The 17,506-nt window shown below is 37.7% G+C and carries 11 protein-coding genes; 6 read left to right on the top strand and 5 right to left on the bottom strand.

The annotated features are described in order from the left end of the window. The first annotated feature begins 125 nt into the window (after positions 1 to 125). On the top strand, positions 126 to 2,447 hold the full coding sequence (locus ACFINX_RS01570) for an ATP-binding protein (protein ID WP_375620708.1): 2,322 nt from the start codon (positions 126 to 128) through the stop codon (positions 2,445 to 2,447). Here ACFINX_RS01570 and ACFINX_RS01575 read toward each other — a convergent pair. Continuing rightward, positions 2,444 to 2,968: a methylated-DNA--[protein]-cysteine S-methyltransferase gene (locus ACFINX_RS01575; RefSeq protein ID WP_375668212.1), complete on the bottom strand. Its 525-nt coding sequence runs from the start codon at positions 2,966 to 2,968 to the stop codon at positions 2,444 to 2,446. The two genes, ACFINX_RS01570 and ACFINX_RS01575, sit on opposite strands and share 4 nt — an antisense overlap. Positions 2,969 to 3,782: 814 nt before the next feature. On the opposite strand from ACFINX_RS01575, the gene carB reads away from it, so the two are divergent. From carB to ACFINX_RS01590, 3 genes are all read left to right on the top strand, one after another. Beyond that, entirely contained in the window at positions 3,783 to 7,268 is a 3,486-nt protein-coding gene (gene carB / locus ACFINX_RS01580) for a carbamoyl-phosphate synthase large subunit (RefSeq protein WP_375649456.1), read from the top strand. Positions 7,269 to 7,515: 247 nt separating this feature from the next. Beyond that, the gene (locus tag ACFINX_RS01585) at positions 7,516 to 7,725 is read left to right on the top strand and encodes a cold-shock protein (protein ID WP_012754908.1); all 210 of its coding nucleotides are present in this window, start codon (positions 7,516 to 7,518) and stop codon (positions 7,723 to 7,725) included. A 322-nt stretch (positions 7,726 to 8,047) separates the two neighbouring features. Continuing rightward, entirely contained in the window at positions 8,048 to 9,250 is a 1,203-nt protein-coding gene (locus ACFINX_RS01590; protein WP_375612967.1) for a pyridoxal phosphate-dependent aminotransferase, read from the top strand. 1,162 nt (positions 9,251 to 10,412) lie between these two features. Here the strand turns inward: ACFINX_RS01590 and ACFINX_RS01595 are convergent. Further along, positions 10,413 to 11,318, bottom strand: a complete 906-nt coding sequence (locus ACFINX_RS01595; RefSeq protein ID WP_273791217.1) for a LysR family transcriptional regulator — start codon at positions 11,316 to 11,318, stop codon at positions 10,413 to 10,415. A 42-nt stretch (positions 11,319 to 11,360) separates the two neighbouring features. Then, complete coding sequence (trxB, locus tag ACFINX_RS01600) at positions 11,361 to 12,317, bottom strand: thioredoxin-disulfide reductase (RefSeq protein ID WP_375638079.1); 957 nt, start codon at positions 12,315 to 12,317, stop codon at positions 11,361 to 11,363. Between the two features lie 310 nt (positions 12,318 to 12,627). On the opposite strand from trxB, the gene ACFINX_RS01605 reads away from it, so the two are divergent. Further along, positions 12,628 to 14,022, top strand: coding sequence for a TrkH family potassium uptake protein (locus ACFINX_RS01605; RefSeq protein WP_375668213.1), 1,395 nt, complete (start codon positions 12,628 to 12,630; stop codon positions 14,020 to 14,022). A 1,218-nt stretch (positions 14,023 to 15,240) separates the two neighbouring features. Here the strand turns inward: ACFINX_RS01605 and ACFINX_RS01610 are convergent. Continuing rightward, positions 15,241 to 16,299: a glycosyltransferase family 4 protein gene (locus ACFINX_RS01610; RefSeq protein ID WP_375668214.1), complete on the bottom strand. Its 1,059-nt coding sequence runs from the start codon at positions 16,297 to 16,299 to the stop codon at positions 15,241 to 15,243. A gap of 17 nt (positions 16,300 to 16,316) precedes the next feature. Then, positions 16,317 to 16,790, bottom strand: coding sequence for a transcription elongation factor GreA (gene greA / locus ACFINX_RS01615; RefSeq protein ID WP_007347010.1), 474 nt, complete (start codon positions 16,788 to 16,790; stop codon positions 16,317 to 16,319). 338 nt (positions 16,791 to 17,128) lie between these two features. Here greA and ACFINX_RS01620 point away from each other — a divergent pair, with 338 nt between their 5' ends. Further along, a complete protein-coding gene (locus ACFINX_RS01620; RefSeq protein WP_375612971.1) occupies positions 17,129 to 17,443 on the top strand; it encodes an SH3 domain-containing protein in 315 nt (104 codons plus the stop codon). The last annotated feature ends 63 nt before the right edge of the window (positions 17,444 to 17,506 follow it).

Raw genomic sequence — 17,506 nt, forward strand, 5'->3', positions numbered from 1 at the left:
ATTATTTTTTTTTAAAAAAAGACTGGACAGAAGACTCCTGTTTTGATTCATTGCACTCGATGGGGTTACTATGAATATCGAAGCAGTTTTTAAATCACATTATTCCAGAATTAAAGGAACGCGAGATGGCTAAATTGGACGCATATAATGCGCCAAGGGAGGTGTATGCTGATTCAAAATCAAGCGCTCAAAGTCGCAAGGAGCGGACAGAGCGTACCAATCTGTTTTCTGGTTCTGCCTATAAAAAACTTCTTTTTATTGAACCTTGGCTGCGACGTTCACTCCCATTTGTAATTCTTGCATTTCTTGTTATACTAGCAGCAATCCGTTTCCTATCAATCTATGATTGGCGCAACACAATTGATAAAAACACGCATTCTACCATCGCTCTCTTAGCTTCTCATATTACCAATACAATCGACCGTGACTTACTTGCCGCCACTCGACAAGGAAAAGCTGCTGCTCTTTCTCATAATCATTTACAAAATATCCTGACTAATTTTCGTAACAAAGGTTTTATAAAAACCAGCGCTGTTATTGCTATTGTCGATCAAAAAGGCAATGTCCTAGCTTCATCAAGTTCCGAGATTGTCTTAGGAAAACCCTTACAGAATTTTACCTCTGAAAGCATTACTTTACAAGCTCTAGGAAAACATGCTGGAATCATGAAAATTACAATAGGAAAAGATATTCCTGCTCTCGCTTCCTTTCAGCAAACAGAAAATGGACAATATGGGGTATTCATCAGTGAAAAAATGCAACATATTTACATGGAATGGCGGAAAGCTCTCTCGTTAAATATAACCATGTTCATTGGAACTAGTGGCGTTATCCTTGCTCTTCTTTATGCTTATTACAACCAAATTGTACGAGCACGCAAAACAGATCTTGTTTCAGAAAAAATTCAAAACCGTATTGATATGGCAATGATGCGTGGACGCTGTGGACTATGGGATTGGAATATGGCAAGTGGACGCGTCTACTGGTCACGAGCAATGTACGAAATGCTCGGCTATGTCCCTCAAGATGCATTGCTCTCAATTTCCCAAATTAGCGCCATTATCAATCCAAATGATGCGAATTTTTTTGACCTTGCTCAGGAATTAATGAGCGGTAAAAAAAAGCATATCGATATTAACGTTCCTATGCGTCATGCTGATGGTCATTATGTATGGATGCGCATTCGTGCCGAAGTTACTGAAGAAGAAGAACCCCATTTGGTTGGTATTTCCTTCGATATTAGTGAACAGCAACAATTGGCTGAACAAACAGCGCAAGCCGACCTTCGTATCCGTGATGCGATTGAAAACATTTCAGAATCTTTCGTCTTGTGGGATGCTGAAGGACGTTTAGTCATGTCCAACAGCAAATTTTGCGAATATGCCGCTATTCCTAAACAAATTCTCCAATCAGGTATCCAACGTGCAACCGTCGAAGCCATGGCACGCCCTGCACTCAGTGAATATCCCCTTAAAGATGATGGTACTGGTAACTTAACCAGTATTCGCCAAACGGCAGATGGTTGTTGGCTCAAAATTAACGAACGACGAACCCAAGATGGAGGATTGGTTTGTATTGGTACTGACATTTCTGAGCTTAAACAACAACAGGAAAAATTTGAAGACAGTGAAAGGCGTCTTTTCTCTTTCATTCAAGAACTCAAGCGCGCGCGAGGGAGTGCTCAACAACGCGCAACAGAAGTTGAAAAACTTAATAAAAGTCTGAAAGCAGAAAAAGAACGCGCCGAAAGTGCTAATAAGGCTAAATCAGAATTTTTAGCCAATATGTCTCATGAATTGCGCACGCCTCTGAATGCTATTCTTGGTTTTTCAGATATCATGTTGCAATCGACTTTTGGTCCTCTTGGTTCACAACGCTATAAGGAATATATGCATGATATTTACAATTCAGGAACCCATCTTCTAACCCTTATCAATGACATCCTTGATATGTCAAAAATCGAAGCAGGAAGATTTACGCTTGATTGTAAAAATACCGATCTTGAGCCCATCATTAGTGAAGCAGTACGAACACTAACACCTCAAGCTCAAGAAAAAAATATTGTTGTTACAACAAACATTACCCCAGAACTTCATGCTGAAGTTGATGGTCGTGCAATGAAACAGATTTTCCTTAATCTCATCTCTAATGCCGTTAAATTTACGCCTTCTGGCGGAAATATTGATGTCTGCGCTTTCAAGAAAAAAAATAACCTTATTTTTAAAATTACAGATACAGGCGTTGGTATTCCCCAATCAGCAATTAAAAAACTTGGGCAACCTTTTGAACAAGTCGAAAATCAGCTCACTAAATCTCATACGGGCTCAGGTCTTGGATTAGCCATTTCACGCTCCTTGCTAGAACTCCACAAAGGAAAACTTGAAATTACTTCAAAAGAAATGAAAGGAACAACTGTAACGATTATAATGCCCATCACACAAAGTTAAATTTTTCCATTTTGTTCCCGTTGTAGTAAAATCTGTTTCCGTTTTTCCCCCCAACGATACCCTGAAATAAAACCATTTTTACGCACAACACGATGACACGGAATGATAATAGCCAATTCGTTACGTGCACAGGTATGAGCAACGGCACGAAAAGCTTTCGGCATACCAATACGGCATGCTAAGATCTCATATGAAATTGTTTCACCACATGGTATATCACATAATACTGCCCATACTTGTCGTTGAAAAACTGTACCATTTATATCTAAGGGAAAATTATATTTTTTTACCAGCTTAGGTGTTTCTATCATGGCTATAATATGGGCAACTTCTCTCTTAAATGTATTGTCACCTACAACTTGTTGTACATCACCAAAGCGTATCGTAAACTCCTGTAATAATTGCTCTATAGTGTCTCCTAACGCTATATGACAAATCCCTTTTTGAGACCTAGCCACCAAAAGCTTTCCTATTGATACATCTTTCAGACAGAATACTCTCGTTTGGGAAATATTCAGCATTTTAGCCTTCTTTATATTTTAAAAAGTTTTGAACATCATCCATAAAGTAAAGGGAGAGTATTCACTATCTTTTAAAAACAAACAAAATCATTCTGAAATTATCTCCTTAGCCATTGTATTAAATACACTCTCACCCTTTTATGAAACAGACACATCTATAGATTGACGTTCCCTACCCTAAAACAGAAACTTCGACCAGAGCTGATCTATCAACAATCTTGCTTTTTATATAACAGATTCCAACTGAACCCATTTGATATGGTTTATTTCATAAGCTCTCTACAGACAAATCCTGCTCTGAATTCTATCATACACTCTAACAAAAACACCTTAATGTGGTAAATTTTCATACCTTATATCACAACTCTAAACGGCAGTATTTTACGGAACAACACGATAAGCTTCCCATTTTATTTTACGAAATCCCATCGAACCATAAATAATAGCTTATGTTTTACAAGCAACAGAAAAAGCGCGTGCTCTCTTAAGCAAAAAACGTCATAAAACACAAAGAAAGTATGCCGGCAATGGATTGGAAAGATGTTCCGGCTTTTTATGCTCCACAGTATGCTTGAATATTCTAATTTGTTGGAGCACTGTTATTATTTTTTATCAAAGGTCATACTTTTGATAAACTGACGAGATGACTCAACTCAAAAAAGAAATTTATCTTCAATTTTATGAAAAAAAGCATGGAAAAGGTATTTTAATGCTTACTTTCTTTTTCACTTAACTTATAAAATGACGGTAGCCTCAGAACTAAAATATTTTGCCCGCAACAATCACACACAGATATTTGTCATAGGAAAAAGTCATGCCCAAACGCACAGATATAAAATCTATTCTTATCATCGGAGCAGGACCTATTATCATTGGTCAGGCATGTGAATTTGATTATTCAGGCACTCAAGCCTGTAAAGCATTAAAAGAAGAAGGTTACCGAATTATTTTGGTAAATTCTAATCCTGCCACGATTATGACAGATCCAGATCTAGCTGATGCAACTTATATAGAGCCCATTACTCCTGAAATAGTTGCCAAAATTATTGCTCACGAGCGTCCCGATGCCCTTTTGCCCACTATGGGAGGACAAACAGCCCTCAATACTGCTTTATCATTAAAGCGTATGGGTATTCTAGACCGCTATCATGTTGAAATGATAGGAGCCAATGCTGATGCTATTGATAAAGCTGAAGATCGTGCTTTATTCCGCCAAGCGATGGCAAAAATCGGTTTGGAAACGCCACGCTCTATGTTAGCCAATGCAACAGAACTGAAAGAAGAAAATCGCCAACAACACGCAAAAACGTGTGCTGAACTTAAAGCAAAACTTTCTGGTGCTGCGCTTGACAAAGCACTCGAAGAACTTGAGCGCAACTGGCGACATACCGAAGCTGATCGCAAACAACATTATATTGCTCATGCAACAGCAAAAGCAGTTCAAGCTCTTGATGTTGTTGGGCTTCCAGCTATTATTCGTCCTTCATTCACCCTTGGTGGAACTGGTGGTGGAATCGCTTATAACCGCTCTGAATTCTATGAAATTATTGAACGTGGGCTTGAAGCTTCACCAACAACAGAAGTATTAATTGAAGAAAGTGTTTTAGGGTGGAAAGAATATGAGATGGAAGTTGTTCGTGATAAGAACGACAACTGTATCATCGTTTGTTCTATTGAAAACATTGATCCAATGGGGATTCATACCGGTGATTCGATCACTGTAGCACCTGCTCTCACCTTAACCGATAAAGAATATCAATGTATGCGTAATGCTTCGATTGCTGTTTTGCGAGAAATTGGTGTTGAAACGGGGGGATCCAATGTACAGTTTGCTGTCAATCCTGAAAATGGGCGCCTCATTGTTATTGAAATGAATCCGCGTGTTTCTCGCTCTTCAGCGCTTGCCTCAAAAGCAACGGGGTTTCCCATTGCCAAAGTAGCGGCTAAACTGGCTGTTGGTTATACACTTGATGAATTAAAAAATGATATCACGGGTGGTGCAACACCAGCATCATTTGAACCTTCTATTGACTATATTGTGACAAAAATTCCTCGTTTTGCGTTCGAAAAATTTCCCGGTTCATCACCTGTCCTCACAACTGCGATGAAATCTGTAGGAGAAGTCATGGCAATTGGACGCACTTTTCAAGAATCGTTACAAAAAGCACTCCGTGGACTTGAAACAGGGCTTACGGGTCTTGATGAAATTGTGATTCCAGAGCATGCTGAAGGTGATGAAAAAAGTTCTATACGCTCAGCCATTGCCATACCAAGCCCTGATCGTCTACGCTATATTGCTCAAGCCATGCGCACAGGCTTACCCTTAAATGAGATTCACCAAATTAGCAAAATTGATCCGTGGTTTTTAGAACAAATAGCCTCCATCATTGAAATGGAGCAGCGTATCCGCATTCATGGATTACCCCAAGACGCAGATAATTTACGTATGTTAAAAGCTATGGGCTTTTCAGATGCGCGATTAGCCTCCCTTACAGGGAAAGAACCCGATTATATCGCAGCTTTACGTAAATCACTGAATGTTAAACACGTCTTCAAACGGATTGATACTTGTGCCGCTGAATTTTCTTCTCCTACAGCCTATATGTATTCAACATATGAAGTTCCCTTTGCAGGTGTAGAGCACTCGGAAGCACACGTTTCTGAACGCAAAAAAATTGCTATTTTAGGCGGTGGACCAAACCGCATTGGGCAAGGTATTGAATTTGATTACTGTTGCTGCCACGCTGCTTTTGCACTGCGTGATGCAGGATTTGAAGCGATTATGATTAACTGTAATCCTGAAACAGTTTCAACCGACTATGATACCTCTGATCGCCTTTACTTTGAATCTTTAACAACAGAAGACGTTATCGCTATTTTAGAAGCAGAACAGGAAAAAGGAGATTTGGTTGGAGTCATCGTCCAATTTGGCGGACAAACACCCTTGAAATTGGCAAGCGCTCTAGAAAAACACAATATCCCCATCCTAGGTACTTCACCTGACGCTATCGACTTAGCAGAAGATAGAGACCGCTTTCAAAAACTGTTATTTAAACTTAATTTAACACAACCTCAAAATGGTATTGCCCACTCCATTGAACAAGCACGCCTCATTGCCCACGAACTAGGCTTCCCTTTGGTTGTACGTCCCTCTTATGTTTTAGGAGGACGTGCTATGCAAATTATTCGTGATGAACGTAGCTTACAAAATTATTTACTTGAGAGTGTCCCTGAATTAATTTCAGAAGATATCAAAGTCCGTTATCCTAACGACACAACAGGACAAATCAATATATTGCTTGGTAAAAATCCGCTTCTCTTTGATACCTATTTAACAGAAGCAATTGAAGTAGATGTTGATTGTCTATGTGATGGTAACGAAACACTAATCGTTGGTATTATGGAACATATTGAAGAAGCTGGTATCCACTCTGGTGATTCAGCATGTTCTCTACCAGTCCATACGCTCTCAAATAAAATAGTTACTGAATTAGAGCGCCAAACCAAAGCATTAGCACAAGCACTTCATGTTCGCGGCTTAATGAATGTACAATATGCTATAAAAGATGACACCATTTATGTCTTAGAAGTCAATCCCCGTGCTTCACGTACTGTCCCATTTGTTGCAAAAACGATTGGTCGCCCTATTGCTAAAATGGCTGCACGTATTATGGCAGGAGAAACGCTTCATGATGCTCTTGAAGCTTATGGTGGATTACCTTCTTTGCAAAAAAAACAACATATTGCCGTCAAGGAAGCAGTATTTCCTTTTGCTCGTTTTTCAGGTGTTGATACACTTCTTGGTCCAGAAATGCGCTCAACCGGTGAAGTTATGGGACTTGACTATGAATTTTCGCTTGCTTTTGCTAAAGCCCAACTTGGAGCTGGTGTAAAACTCCCTAAAGAGGGAACTTTGTTCGTTTCTGTAAGGGATGAAGATAAAAAACGCATCTTAAATCCTGTAAAACGTTTAACTGAGCTTGGCTTTTCTGTTGTCGCCACAAGTGGAACACAAAAATTTCTCACCGAACACCACGTTGAAGCAAAAAAAATTAACAAAGTTCTAGAGGGACACCCCCATATTGAAGACGCTATTCGTAATCGCCAAATTCAATTGATTTTTAATACAACTAGCACTGCCAGTGCCATCTCAGACTCAAAATCATTACGTTATGCAGCACTCATGCAAAATGTTCCCTATTATACAACAATAGCTGGAGCCGAAGCCGTCGTAGAAGCGATCAAAGCACTCAAAAAAAGGCACCTTGAGGTACGTTCACTACAAAGTTATTTTAGTTGAATTTTTTTCTACTTAGCAAAATATACACTGTTTTCTTATTTTTTCTTTATATAAAAATTGATTAAGACTTGCTTTTTGTTCTAAAAACTTTTATAGAGGTTTCATCGAATTTTCGGTTACGTGACTTTCTTTCCTGTGCAATCTGCACTTTCGACGAAACTTCTCCCACCTAATTTCGATCTACAACCGTATTGAAGAAATGAAAGCTTCAATGCTCAATATAATTATATATTCTAAGGAGTTTCCTATGTCTACAGGAACAGTTAAGTGGTTTAATACAACAAAAGGTTTCGGATTCATTCAGCCTAGCGATGGTAGTGCAGATGTATTTGTACACATTTCTGCCGTCGAGCGTTCAGGTCTAAACAGTCTTAATGAAGGGCAAAAAATCTCTTATGATGTTCTTCAAGATCGTCGTTCAGGAAAATTTGCCGCTGGTAACCTTGCAGCCCTTTAAAGTTTAAATTCTGCAATATTTTATTTAGAAATCTTCGTCTGTAAAGACGAAGATTTTTTTATTTTGTATAAAGCATTATTTTACCTTGTTAAAATAAAAGACTGCTTATCTCCTTTGCACAATTTATCAAACCTCTCTTATACTTCCTCAAAAACTTTCATAAAATCTACGAAGAGATTATCTTGTAAAATATCTCAAAAAAGAAGAATATAAAGCCCGTGTAAGAGTATTTTGGAAGTTTTTTATTGCATACAATATAATCTCTTATAGAATATCCTTAAAGCAATAACCATTTGTTGATATAATATAAGGATTTAAAATTATGGCTTTTATTGCCGACAAACTGTCTCGTATCAAACCTTCTGCAACAATTGCTGCTTCTCAAAAGGCCCGCCATTTAAAAGCATTAGGGCGCAATGTTATTGCTTTAAGTGCTGGAGAGCCAGACTTTGATACCCCAGACAACATCAAAAACGCGGCTATTGAAGCTATTCGAAGGGGAGAAACAAAATACCCTCCCATATCAGGAATTCCAGAATTGCGCCAAGCAATTTCTGCAAAGTTTAAAAGAGAAAATAATCTTCTTTACCAACCAGAACAAATTATTGTTGGTACCGGTGGAAAACAAATTCTCTTTAATGCATTCATGGCAACTTTGAATAAAGGAGATGAGGTCATCATTCCATCCCCTTATTGGGTTAGTTATCCAGAAATGGTCGCACTCAACGATGGTACGCCTGTCTTTTTAGAAACAAAAGCCGAATTTTCTTATAAACTCCAACCACAAGAGCTAGAAGCTGCCATTACCCCCAAAACCAAATGGTTCATCTTTAACTCTCCTTCAAATCCATCAGGTGCCGCTTATACACATAATGAATTGAAAAAACTTACAGATGTTTTAGTAAAATATCCTCATGTTTATATCCTTTCCGATGATATATATGAACATCTCACATATGAGGGTTTTACCTTTGTGACTCCAGCTCAAGTAGAACCAGCGCTTTATGAGCGTACACTCACAATGAATGGTGTTTCTAAAGCCTATGCGATGACGGGATGGAGAATCGGTTATGCAGGCGGACCACAAGAACTCATTAAAGCCATGGATACCATTCAAGGACAGCAAACATCTGGAACAAGTGTCATTTCACAATGGGCTGCGGTTGAAGCACTCAACGGGCCACAAGACTTTATTGCTAAAAATAAAAGTATTTTTCAAGCACGCCGTGATCTCGTTGTCTCCATGCTAAATCAAGCTCCTGGCATTCACTGTCCAACGCCTGAGGGTGCTTTTTATGTTTATCCTTCTTGCACCGGACTTATTGGAAAGAAAACACCCAATGGTCAACGTATTACGAATGATGAAGACTTTGCCATAGCGCTTCTAGAAACAGAAGCTGTTGCTGTCGTCCAAGGATCTGCTTTTGGACTTGGATCAACTTTTCGTATTTCTTATGCAACATCAGAAGAATTACTTGAAAAAGCTTGTATACGTATACAGCGTTTTTGCAACAGTTTAATTTAAAATTTTTAATATCATCTCTTGTGATTGTTTTTTGCCGAATGTTAGTATATCCGAGAAAATATCTGAAACTGTGTCATGGTCTAAATCTATCGATTCAGCAAAAATATCTATGAATAAACACAAAAATAGATGCTGTAGATAAAGATCAAAAAAATTTAGCTATCAAATAAATGAATCGGTCTATTATCATAAGAGATGACAAGCCTATTCTACTTTCTCCATTCAATTTATAACTCTAAAAAAGACCGAGCACTTTTAAACACAATTGCCCTTATAATCAAAGGCCCTTACAATAAAATCTCTTCTATTTCTCAGCTTCTTCTTCGTCCTAAAACGAAGAAGAAGCCACCTCCCATCGTTGTGTAAGCAATCCAGTTTCCTTTAAGTTCTATTTAATAACTACTTGATTTACTTCATAGGCTTTATGAACAAGACCTGCCTTAAATATTCACCTCACATTCTAATAAAAAGCACTTCATGTATAAGGTTTTAAATATTTTATATCACACCCCTAAAAGACAGACTTTTACAGTACAATAGAATATCCCCTCTCAAACTCCTCATTGAATTTTAGTATTCTTAAAAAAATTGTTGGATATCCACCAGTTTCGAAATTTTTTCTTTATCATCTTCCCATATATTGCAATTTCTAGGGACTCTTTCAAAAATTTAAAAAAAAGCCGGACATATGTCCGGCAAATTTGGAAAATCCTCAGAGATAAAATCAATCTGATAGATCTTCGTAAGGGAACACTCAAGAAAACGAAACTGGGAGGCAACATAATCAAGAGATAGTATTCTATGTCATTTTATAAGGAAAAGCACAATAAAGACTTAAGCGTATCTGCTATGCAATAAACACATAGCTTTAAATTTGTCTCCATCATGTACCACTCTCTTTAATTAAATAGTAAAAATGTTAACTACACCATCACACGATTGTCCATTTTTCAATATATAATAACCCTCACGGTTGCTAGCATTCATAAAAAACATTTATCCCTCTTTTCAAAAATATTTACCCGTACGAACTCCCTCCACTTTTAATGTGCAACAAATAATTTTAATTGATTCAATATAGGCAAATTTGAACCGAAAGAATATTACGGGAGTCTCAAGTTGCAAAACAGCTAATTATTCCTTATAAATTAAGATATTAATATTAAAAAGACCACTGGCGAGCTTTTAAAAAAATATAATCTCGAAAAGCATTTAACCTTGCCAAATTCTTTAAATTATAAGGATAACAAAAAAAAGTATCAAAAGAAGGAATATCAACCATATCAGGAAAAAGACGCACTAAATGCTCATCATTATTGACGATATAATCAGGAAGCACAGCAATCCCAAGATCACGCATAAGCGCATTCTTTATTGAGATGATATTGTTGATTTGTAAAACTGAAACGCGCAATGATCCATCACTTCTACCAGCCTTTTCCAACCAATTTAAACCAGACAAATAAGGTGGAACAGGTTCACCGAACGAAATAATACGATGCTCATCGAGATCAGACAATTTTTCCGGCTTTCCATAATTTGCAATATACTTTTCCGAAGCATAGACATGCATATGAATTGTAAAGAGTTTTCTTTGTATAAGATCAGGTTGTTTGGGTTGATGTAAGCGAACAGCACAATCCGCATGACACATTGTCAAATCAAGCTCTTCATCGGAAAGCAAAAGCTGAACCTGCATATCAGGATAAAGACTAAGAAATTCTGGCATACGCTCTGCAATCCACCCTGCCCCCATTCCAAAGGTCGAGGTCACACGCAAGTGCCCCGTTGGTTTTGCATAGCTTTCACTTAATTGCAAACGCACACTTTCAAGCTTCATCAAAACATCATGAGCTGTACGATAAAGAGTTTCTCCCTGTTCTGTAAGAATCAAACCACGCGCATGACGTTGAAATAAGGATACCCCAACCTCTTGTTCTAAAGCCGAAACCTGTCGTGAAACGGCTGATTGAGATAAATGAAGTTTTTGAGCAGCATGCGTAAAAGATCCCGCTTCTGCTGCAGCGTGAAAAACCCTTAACTTATCCCAATCCAACGGTGGCGCCACAATTAATTCTACCTCTATATTCTCTATGTTCTCAATGAATGACTAACGCCTGGGTATATCCAAAAACCGTTCTGCTTCCAACGCTGCCATACATCCTCTTCCCGCAGCTGTTACAGCTTGGCGGAATGTTTCATCTGTCACATCCCCAGCAGCAAAAACACCAGCAATGCTTGTTGCTGTTGAGTCGGGTGCTGTCCATAAATAGCCGCCTCGTTTTTGTTTCAGCTGTCCTTCAAACAGAGAAACAGCAGGATCATGCCCAATGGCAATAAATATGCCCTCTGCATTCACTTTCATCTCGTGACCTGTCTTAACATTTTTCAGACGTGCCCCTGTTACAACAGCGCCCATTGAATCTTGAGCTGGCAGCCCCACAATTTCTTCAACCACATGATCCCAAAGAACACGCACATTATTACAAGCCAGCAACCTATCTTGTAAAATTTTTTCTGCCCGAAACTGCCCCCGCCTGTGAACCACGCTTACACTTTTAGCCAAATGCGATAAATAAAGTGCTTCTTCAACAGCCGTATTTCCTCCTCCCACGACAATAACGTCCTTATCACGATAAAAAAAGCCATCACATGTAGCACAAGCGGAAACACCTCCGCCCATAAAGGTCTGTTCACTTTCTAAACCAAGCCAGCGCGCTTGAGCTCCTGTTGCAATAATCAGTGCATCACAAGAATATTGTGTTCCTGAATCCCCATATAAGACAAAAGGATACTTCAACAAATCAGCCTTTATAATTGTATCATAAACAATTTTTGTCCCCATATTCTCAGCTTGTTTTGCCATTTGTTCCATCAACCATGGTCCTTGAATGGGATCTGCAAAACCTGGATAATTCTCAACATCAGTTGTAATTGTTAATTGTCCACCCTGCTGCAAGCCCGTCACCAAAACCGGCTTAAGCATTGCTCTTGCTGCATAGACCGCCGCTGTATAACCAGCCGGACCTGAGCCAATAATTAGCAGACGAATATGCGATTGTACCATTAAATCCCCTTCACTTTATTATAAATTAATTATTCTATAAATGATAACGGAATGCAGCCTTTTAAAAAAATATTTTTCAAGAGCCCTAATTATGTTATGTATACTTCTTTTCAAGTTTTATGAAAAGGTCTGATTACTAATTCATCAAGGCACGCTAATGTTAAGAATTAATCCTTATCCTATAAAGAGAAAAATGTAACTTCTTATGAGCACAAAACCATAATAAAAAGAGATACAAAGATAGGGAACGATCATTTTTCAATTTATTATCAATGTCTGTGCACGTTTTGCCTTAATCATGGGAGGAGCAATGCTTTTGCCAATTTTTGTGGATTTGCACGACAACAATCGTAATTGGATAAGCTTTCTCTATTCTTGTGCCATAACCACCATGTTAGCAACGCTGATTCTTTTAGCAACTAAGGGAGCTACTTGTCGCTTTTCAGCACGGCTTGGCTTTATGCTCACTGTTTGTCTTTGGCTTACAGGAAGCATCGTAGGTGCCTTACCTCTTTATCTTTCTCCTCTTCCCATTTCTCTAGCAGGAGCCATTTTTGAATCTGTTTCTGGAATTACAACAACAGGCTCCACAGTCCTTTCTGATCTTGATAATTTATCGCGAAGTATTTTATTATGGCGTTCTCTTATATGCTGGATTGGGGGCATTGGTTTTATCGGTTTAGCCCTCTTAATTTTGCCTTCACTGCGTGTGGGTGGCGTGCGACTTTTTCATATGGAATCATCTGATAAATCTGAAAAAATATTGCCTCGCATCAACCAAATTGCTAACGGAATTATCATCGCTTATGTTGGGTTAACATTGGCTTGTATGCTTTCTTATTTTGCTGCAGGCATGAATTTATTTGATGCCATTAACCATGCAATGAGTACAGTAGCAACAGCTGGTTTTTCAACGCATGATGCTTCTTTTGGCTATTTTTCTGATACACCAGCCATCTTAATTATTTCAACAATCTTCATGTTGCTTTCTGCTTTACCTTTCGTACTTTATGTTAAATTAGTCCTTCCTGGACACTCCAAACGCTTCCTTGACCCACAAGTGATTGTTTTTCTCCATATCGTTCTCCTTTTCAGCTTTGCTTTAGCGGCATGGCTACGGTTTTATGATCATCGCGCGTTCCACTTGATTTTCCTTGATGTCATTTTTCACCTTTCATCCATTATTAGCACCACCGGTTACAGCGCTGAAGATTATCAACTTTGGGGACCGTTTGCGCTTGGAATTTTCTTTATTGTTTCTTTTACAGGCGGATGTGCTGGTTCTACTTCTGGTGGTATGAAAATCAATCGCCTCATTATTCTTTGGCGTATTACACAAACAAATATACAAAAACTTCTTTCTCCTAATGTCGTTGTAAAAGCGCGCTACGATCACTCAAATATATCAAATGATGTTGCTCAAGCCGTTTTGTTTTTTGTCTGCCTTTATATGTTTTGCCTTGTTATCGGCACTGCACTTTTGCTTACAACCGGTCTTGACTTTACCTCTGCCTTTACGGGGGTCTTAACCGCACTTTCAAATGTTGGTCCAGGCTTTGGAGATATTATTGGCCCCACTGGTAATTTCTCTACAATCAACGATCATGCTTTATGGATTTTAAGTTTTCTAATGTTAGCTGGACGCCTTGAAATCATAACAATATTCGTCCTTTTTATTCCCGCTTTCTGGCGTGAACAATTCTAATGTATAGAATATTTTATGCTACCATGATAAAAAATTGACAAGATAAAAAGGCGAGAACAGTATGCGTCATAATATTCACCCCTTACTCAATCCACTGAAGATTTTCTAAAATTTCCATACAAATCATCATATCAATGATATAAAAATAATTCAACAAAAACAATCAAATACCAATATTTTCAAAGCCATAACATATAAAACTTCACTTTATTGATCTTCTTTATCAAATAAAGTGGACGCATAGAACATTCTTTTTTACGAATAATCTCTCATGCAAAAAATATGAATATTTGCTGATAAAAGTGTTTTTTCTCTTTAATAGAGTTACACCCTTATAGAAAATAAAATGCTATTATATTACGAACTCACAAGCTTGTAAAAAACATCTCACAATACTCATCACCCCCATTTCACGACAGCCCTCATGAAAGATATAAAATGAGCACCATCATTTTTACTTAAATAACAATAAGATGCAAGTCGGTACCAAAAAATAAGATATAAATTAGTACCACCATATTATTTTCTTTCTATTAATGTCGTAACAGCCTGCATTTCAGACAATTTATAAGAAATCTCTTTACACCCTGTCTTCAATAGTTTTTATCCACCACATGCCTTCTTCCAATTGTGATGTGCAAGAAGATAGCTCTCATTGTTAATATCAACAGATTTGACATAAGAAAATCTTACGCTACTCAAAGCTCTTATTCAAATTGAAAAGGTAAGTTATCTATAAAAATCATATATATATATATATATTGATCTTAAATCCATCTTATCATGAATTTATTGAAAATATGTACGACTATTTTATCCATGGAGATACCATCATTATCTTTTTAAGACAAGAAAACGTTTTTTTTGCTATCTATTTAAGTCTTACAAAACCAACAATATCAGCACGACCCCGTATAAGATAGTGCATAAATCCCCAGACTTGAGTTAAAGCATTATTTTCTTATTCTAAAATATCAATGAATAAAAGTAGCTTTCTTCTCTCCTAGTATGCTTTATCATAAACTACATATCGCTCTCAAGCGTATACATTTTTAATCTTTTATCCAAAATTTTGGGAACTTCTTATAGTGTTCTACTAAAGACAATATAAATTTTGTAAAATAATATTTATATCATTGAGCTGTTTTCTTGATAACTATGAAAAACCTTTAAGGAAAATACTTTTATCATTCCTCAAGAAGATTTTTGATATAATAATCAAAGTCTTTTTTCTGCAAACAGTTCTTTGTAAACACTTTCAATCTTGCTTGCCTCTTTTTCCAAAGGAAAGTGCGTACGAACATGGGTTAAAGCTTTCTTTCCGGATGCCAATGTTTTTTCTACATCAGCAAAATAAGGTTCAATTGCTGCTGTTAAAGCCGCTCCATCTCCTGCTTTTACAACTGTTCCTGTCGCTTCTACAACCAATTCTTTATAAGCTCCTGCATCACTCGTTACAACCGCAACCTGTGATGCCATTGCTTCTAATGGTGTTAAACCGAAACCTTCTGTACGAGAGGGTGCAACATAAAGTGTTAAACGACGGTACCATAAAGGGATGTCCAGAATCTCACCAAGAAAAATAATGCGATCATCCAGACCAGCCTTAGCAATCTTTTGGCGTAATTCTTTTTCAAAATGATAATATTGCTCTGTCGTACGACCAGCGATAAGTGCTGTCCATTCAGGATAGTCAGGCAATAATGCTATCATGGCATCAACAAATAAATCTGTTCCCTTTGAGTAGCGCAGACGCCCAAAACATCCTACCGCATATTTTCCTGGAAATCCTGTCGAAGAAAAGTAATCATCAAGAGTGTGTGGTGGAGTAAAACGCCTCACATCCACCCCATGCATAATAACCTTATGAGGCACTTCTAAATAGACGCCCGTACGTGTACTGGTAGCGATAACCCTATCCATACAGCGAATCAACCATTTGGTAAAAGGCTTATGATGACGTTGTGAAGCCGATGTGAAGATAAGTTTCAGCTTCATTCGCAAAACATCGCGCAAAAAGATCCCACAAAGCATCTCAATATTGCGTCGTGCATGCCAAATACGAAACGGCTTCCCTTTCGGACTTTTCCAAAGTCCGAAAAGGTCCCTAAAGGCAAGAGTTGGTAAAGTTCGTGGTAAACCAAACCCCAAAGTGGATATACGCACACCCTGTTCGCGTTGCAGTGGAATAAGCTGAATAATCGTAGATGTTACTCCCGACAAACGCCTTTTAAAGTGAGGCGCAATAATTTCAGTTTCGTCCAAAGATACACGCATAATAATCCATATGTTATTTAGATGTACTGAACCTTAATGATCTCGTAATTATGCGCACCACCTGGTGCATTCACCTCAATCACATCACCTTCTTGCTTGCCAATAAGTGCACGTGCGATAGGCGAAGAAATAGAGATTTTACCAACCTTTACATCAGCTTCTTGATCCCCTACGATCTGATACACTTTTTTTTCCTCAGTATCCTCATCCAAGAGTTTAATGGTTGCACCAAATTTTATTTTGTCACCTGAAAGACGCGAGACATCTATAACTTCTGCTCGTGCGATATAATCTTCAAGCTCATTTATACGCCCCTCATTATGACTTTGTGCTTCTTTAGCTGCATGATACTCAGCATTTTCAGATAAATCACCATGCGCACGCGCCTCAGAAATTGCTTCAATAATTCGCGGACGCTCCTGTTGTTGACGCCAACGCAACTCTTCTTTAAGACTCTCAAAACCAGCTGTAGTCATCGGAACTTTTTCCATAATCCGTCCCTTTCTATTACACGGAAGGTTTAATAAAAATACAAAAAACGGCTTCCAAAATTACTTTTGGAATCCGAAAACTACGATCTTTTTTATTATATAGTACAGTATCGCTGTTTTCCATATAAAAATAAATAAAGGAAACAAAACATGCACAAATAGTGATTAAAACATCTCATTTTGGTGTTTAAAACGTTAAACTTCACTCTTCTCTTTAAAGTGTCCTAAAGAAGAAAGAATTGTATTTTTTTCTGTTTTATCATAATCTAGTAAAAGAAATTATATAGAATATGAAGAGAGAAGGATAGAAAATCTCTAAAGAAATTCTTTACAGAAAAATGAAAAAAATCGTCATTTTTTTTATGTTTGGCTCTTTCTTTTTAGCCACAACAATATCAGAGGCAGCAGATGCTTTTGTTACGAGAAATCTTAATTTTAGAACAGGTCCCAGCACTCAATATGCACTTTGCGGCTTAATCTCTGCTGGAGAATTAGTTTTTGTTAAAAACTGTGAAGGAAATTGGTGCCATATCCGATATAACACTCAAATAGGTTGGGTGTCATCTCGTTATCTTTCATTTAAAGATGGAAATGATCTTTATCACACATATACAATGTCTTTAATGCCCAAACGTACCGATTATTCTCCATAACAGCCATAATAACTTATGCCCTCTTGAATATCATCATGGCAAAAATACAATAGTGTTCACGAA

Origin of the sequence: Bartonella sp. AP36NXGY (assembly GCF_042195865.1) — a bacterium.
Lineage (GTDB): Bacteria > Pseudomonadota > Alphaproteobacteria > Rhizobiales > Rhizobiaceae > Bartonella.

Excerpts from the sequence above, each read along its gene's own strand:
- ACFINX_RS01590 (WP_375612967.1), top strand. The coding sequence starts at position 8,048 with ATGGCTTTTATTGCCGACAAACTGTCTCGTATCAAACCTTCTGCAACA.
- carB (WP_375649456.1), top strand. The coding sequence starts at position 3,783 with ATGCCCAAACGCACAGATATAAAATCTATTCTTATCATCGGAGCAGGA.
- ACFINX_RS01605 (WP_375668213.1), top strand. The coding sequence starts at position 12,628 with ATGCTTTTGCCAATTTTTGTGGATTTGCACGACAACAATCGTAATTGG.
- greA (WP_007347010.1), bottom strand. The coding sequence starts at position 16,790 with ATGGAAAAAGTTCCGATGACTACAGCTGGTTTTGAGAGTCTTAAAGAA.
- ACFINX_RS01575 (WP_375668212.1), bottom strand. The coding sequence starts at position 2,968 with ATGCTGAATATTTCCCAAACGAGAGTATTCTGTCTGAAAGATGTATCA.
- ACFINX_RS01610 (WP_375668214.1), bottom strand. The coding sequence starts at position 16,299 with ATGCGTGTATCTTTGGACGAAACTGAAATTATTGCGCCTCACTTTAAA.
- ACFINX_RS01620 (WP_375612971.1), top strand. The coding sequence starts at position 17,129 with ATGAAAAAAATCGTCATTTTTTTTATGTTTGGCTCTTTCTTTTTAGCC.
- ACFINX_RS01585 (WP_012754908.1), top strand. The coding sequence starts at position 7,516 with ATGTCTACAGGAACAGTTAAGTGGTTTAATACAACAAAAGGTTTCGGA.
- ACFINX_RS01570 (WP_375620708.1), top strand. The coding sequence starts at position 126 with ATGGCTAAATTGGACGCATATAATGCGCCAAGGGAGGTGTATGCTGAT.
- trxB (WP_375638079.1), bottom strand. The coding sequence starts at position 12,317 with ATGGTACAATCGCATATTCGTCTGCTAATTATTGGCTCAGGTCCGGCT.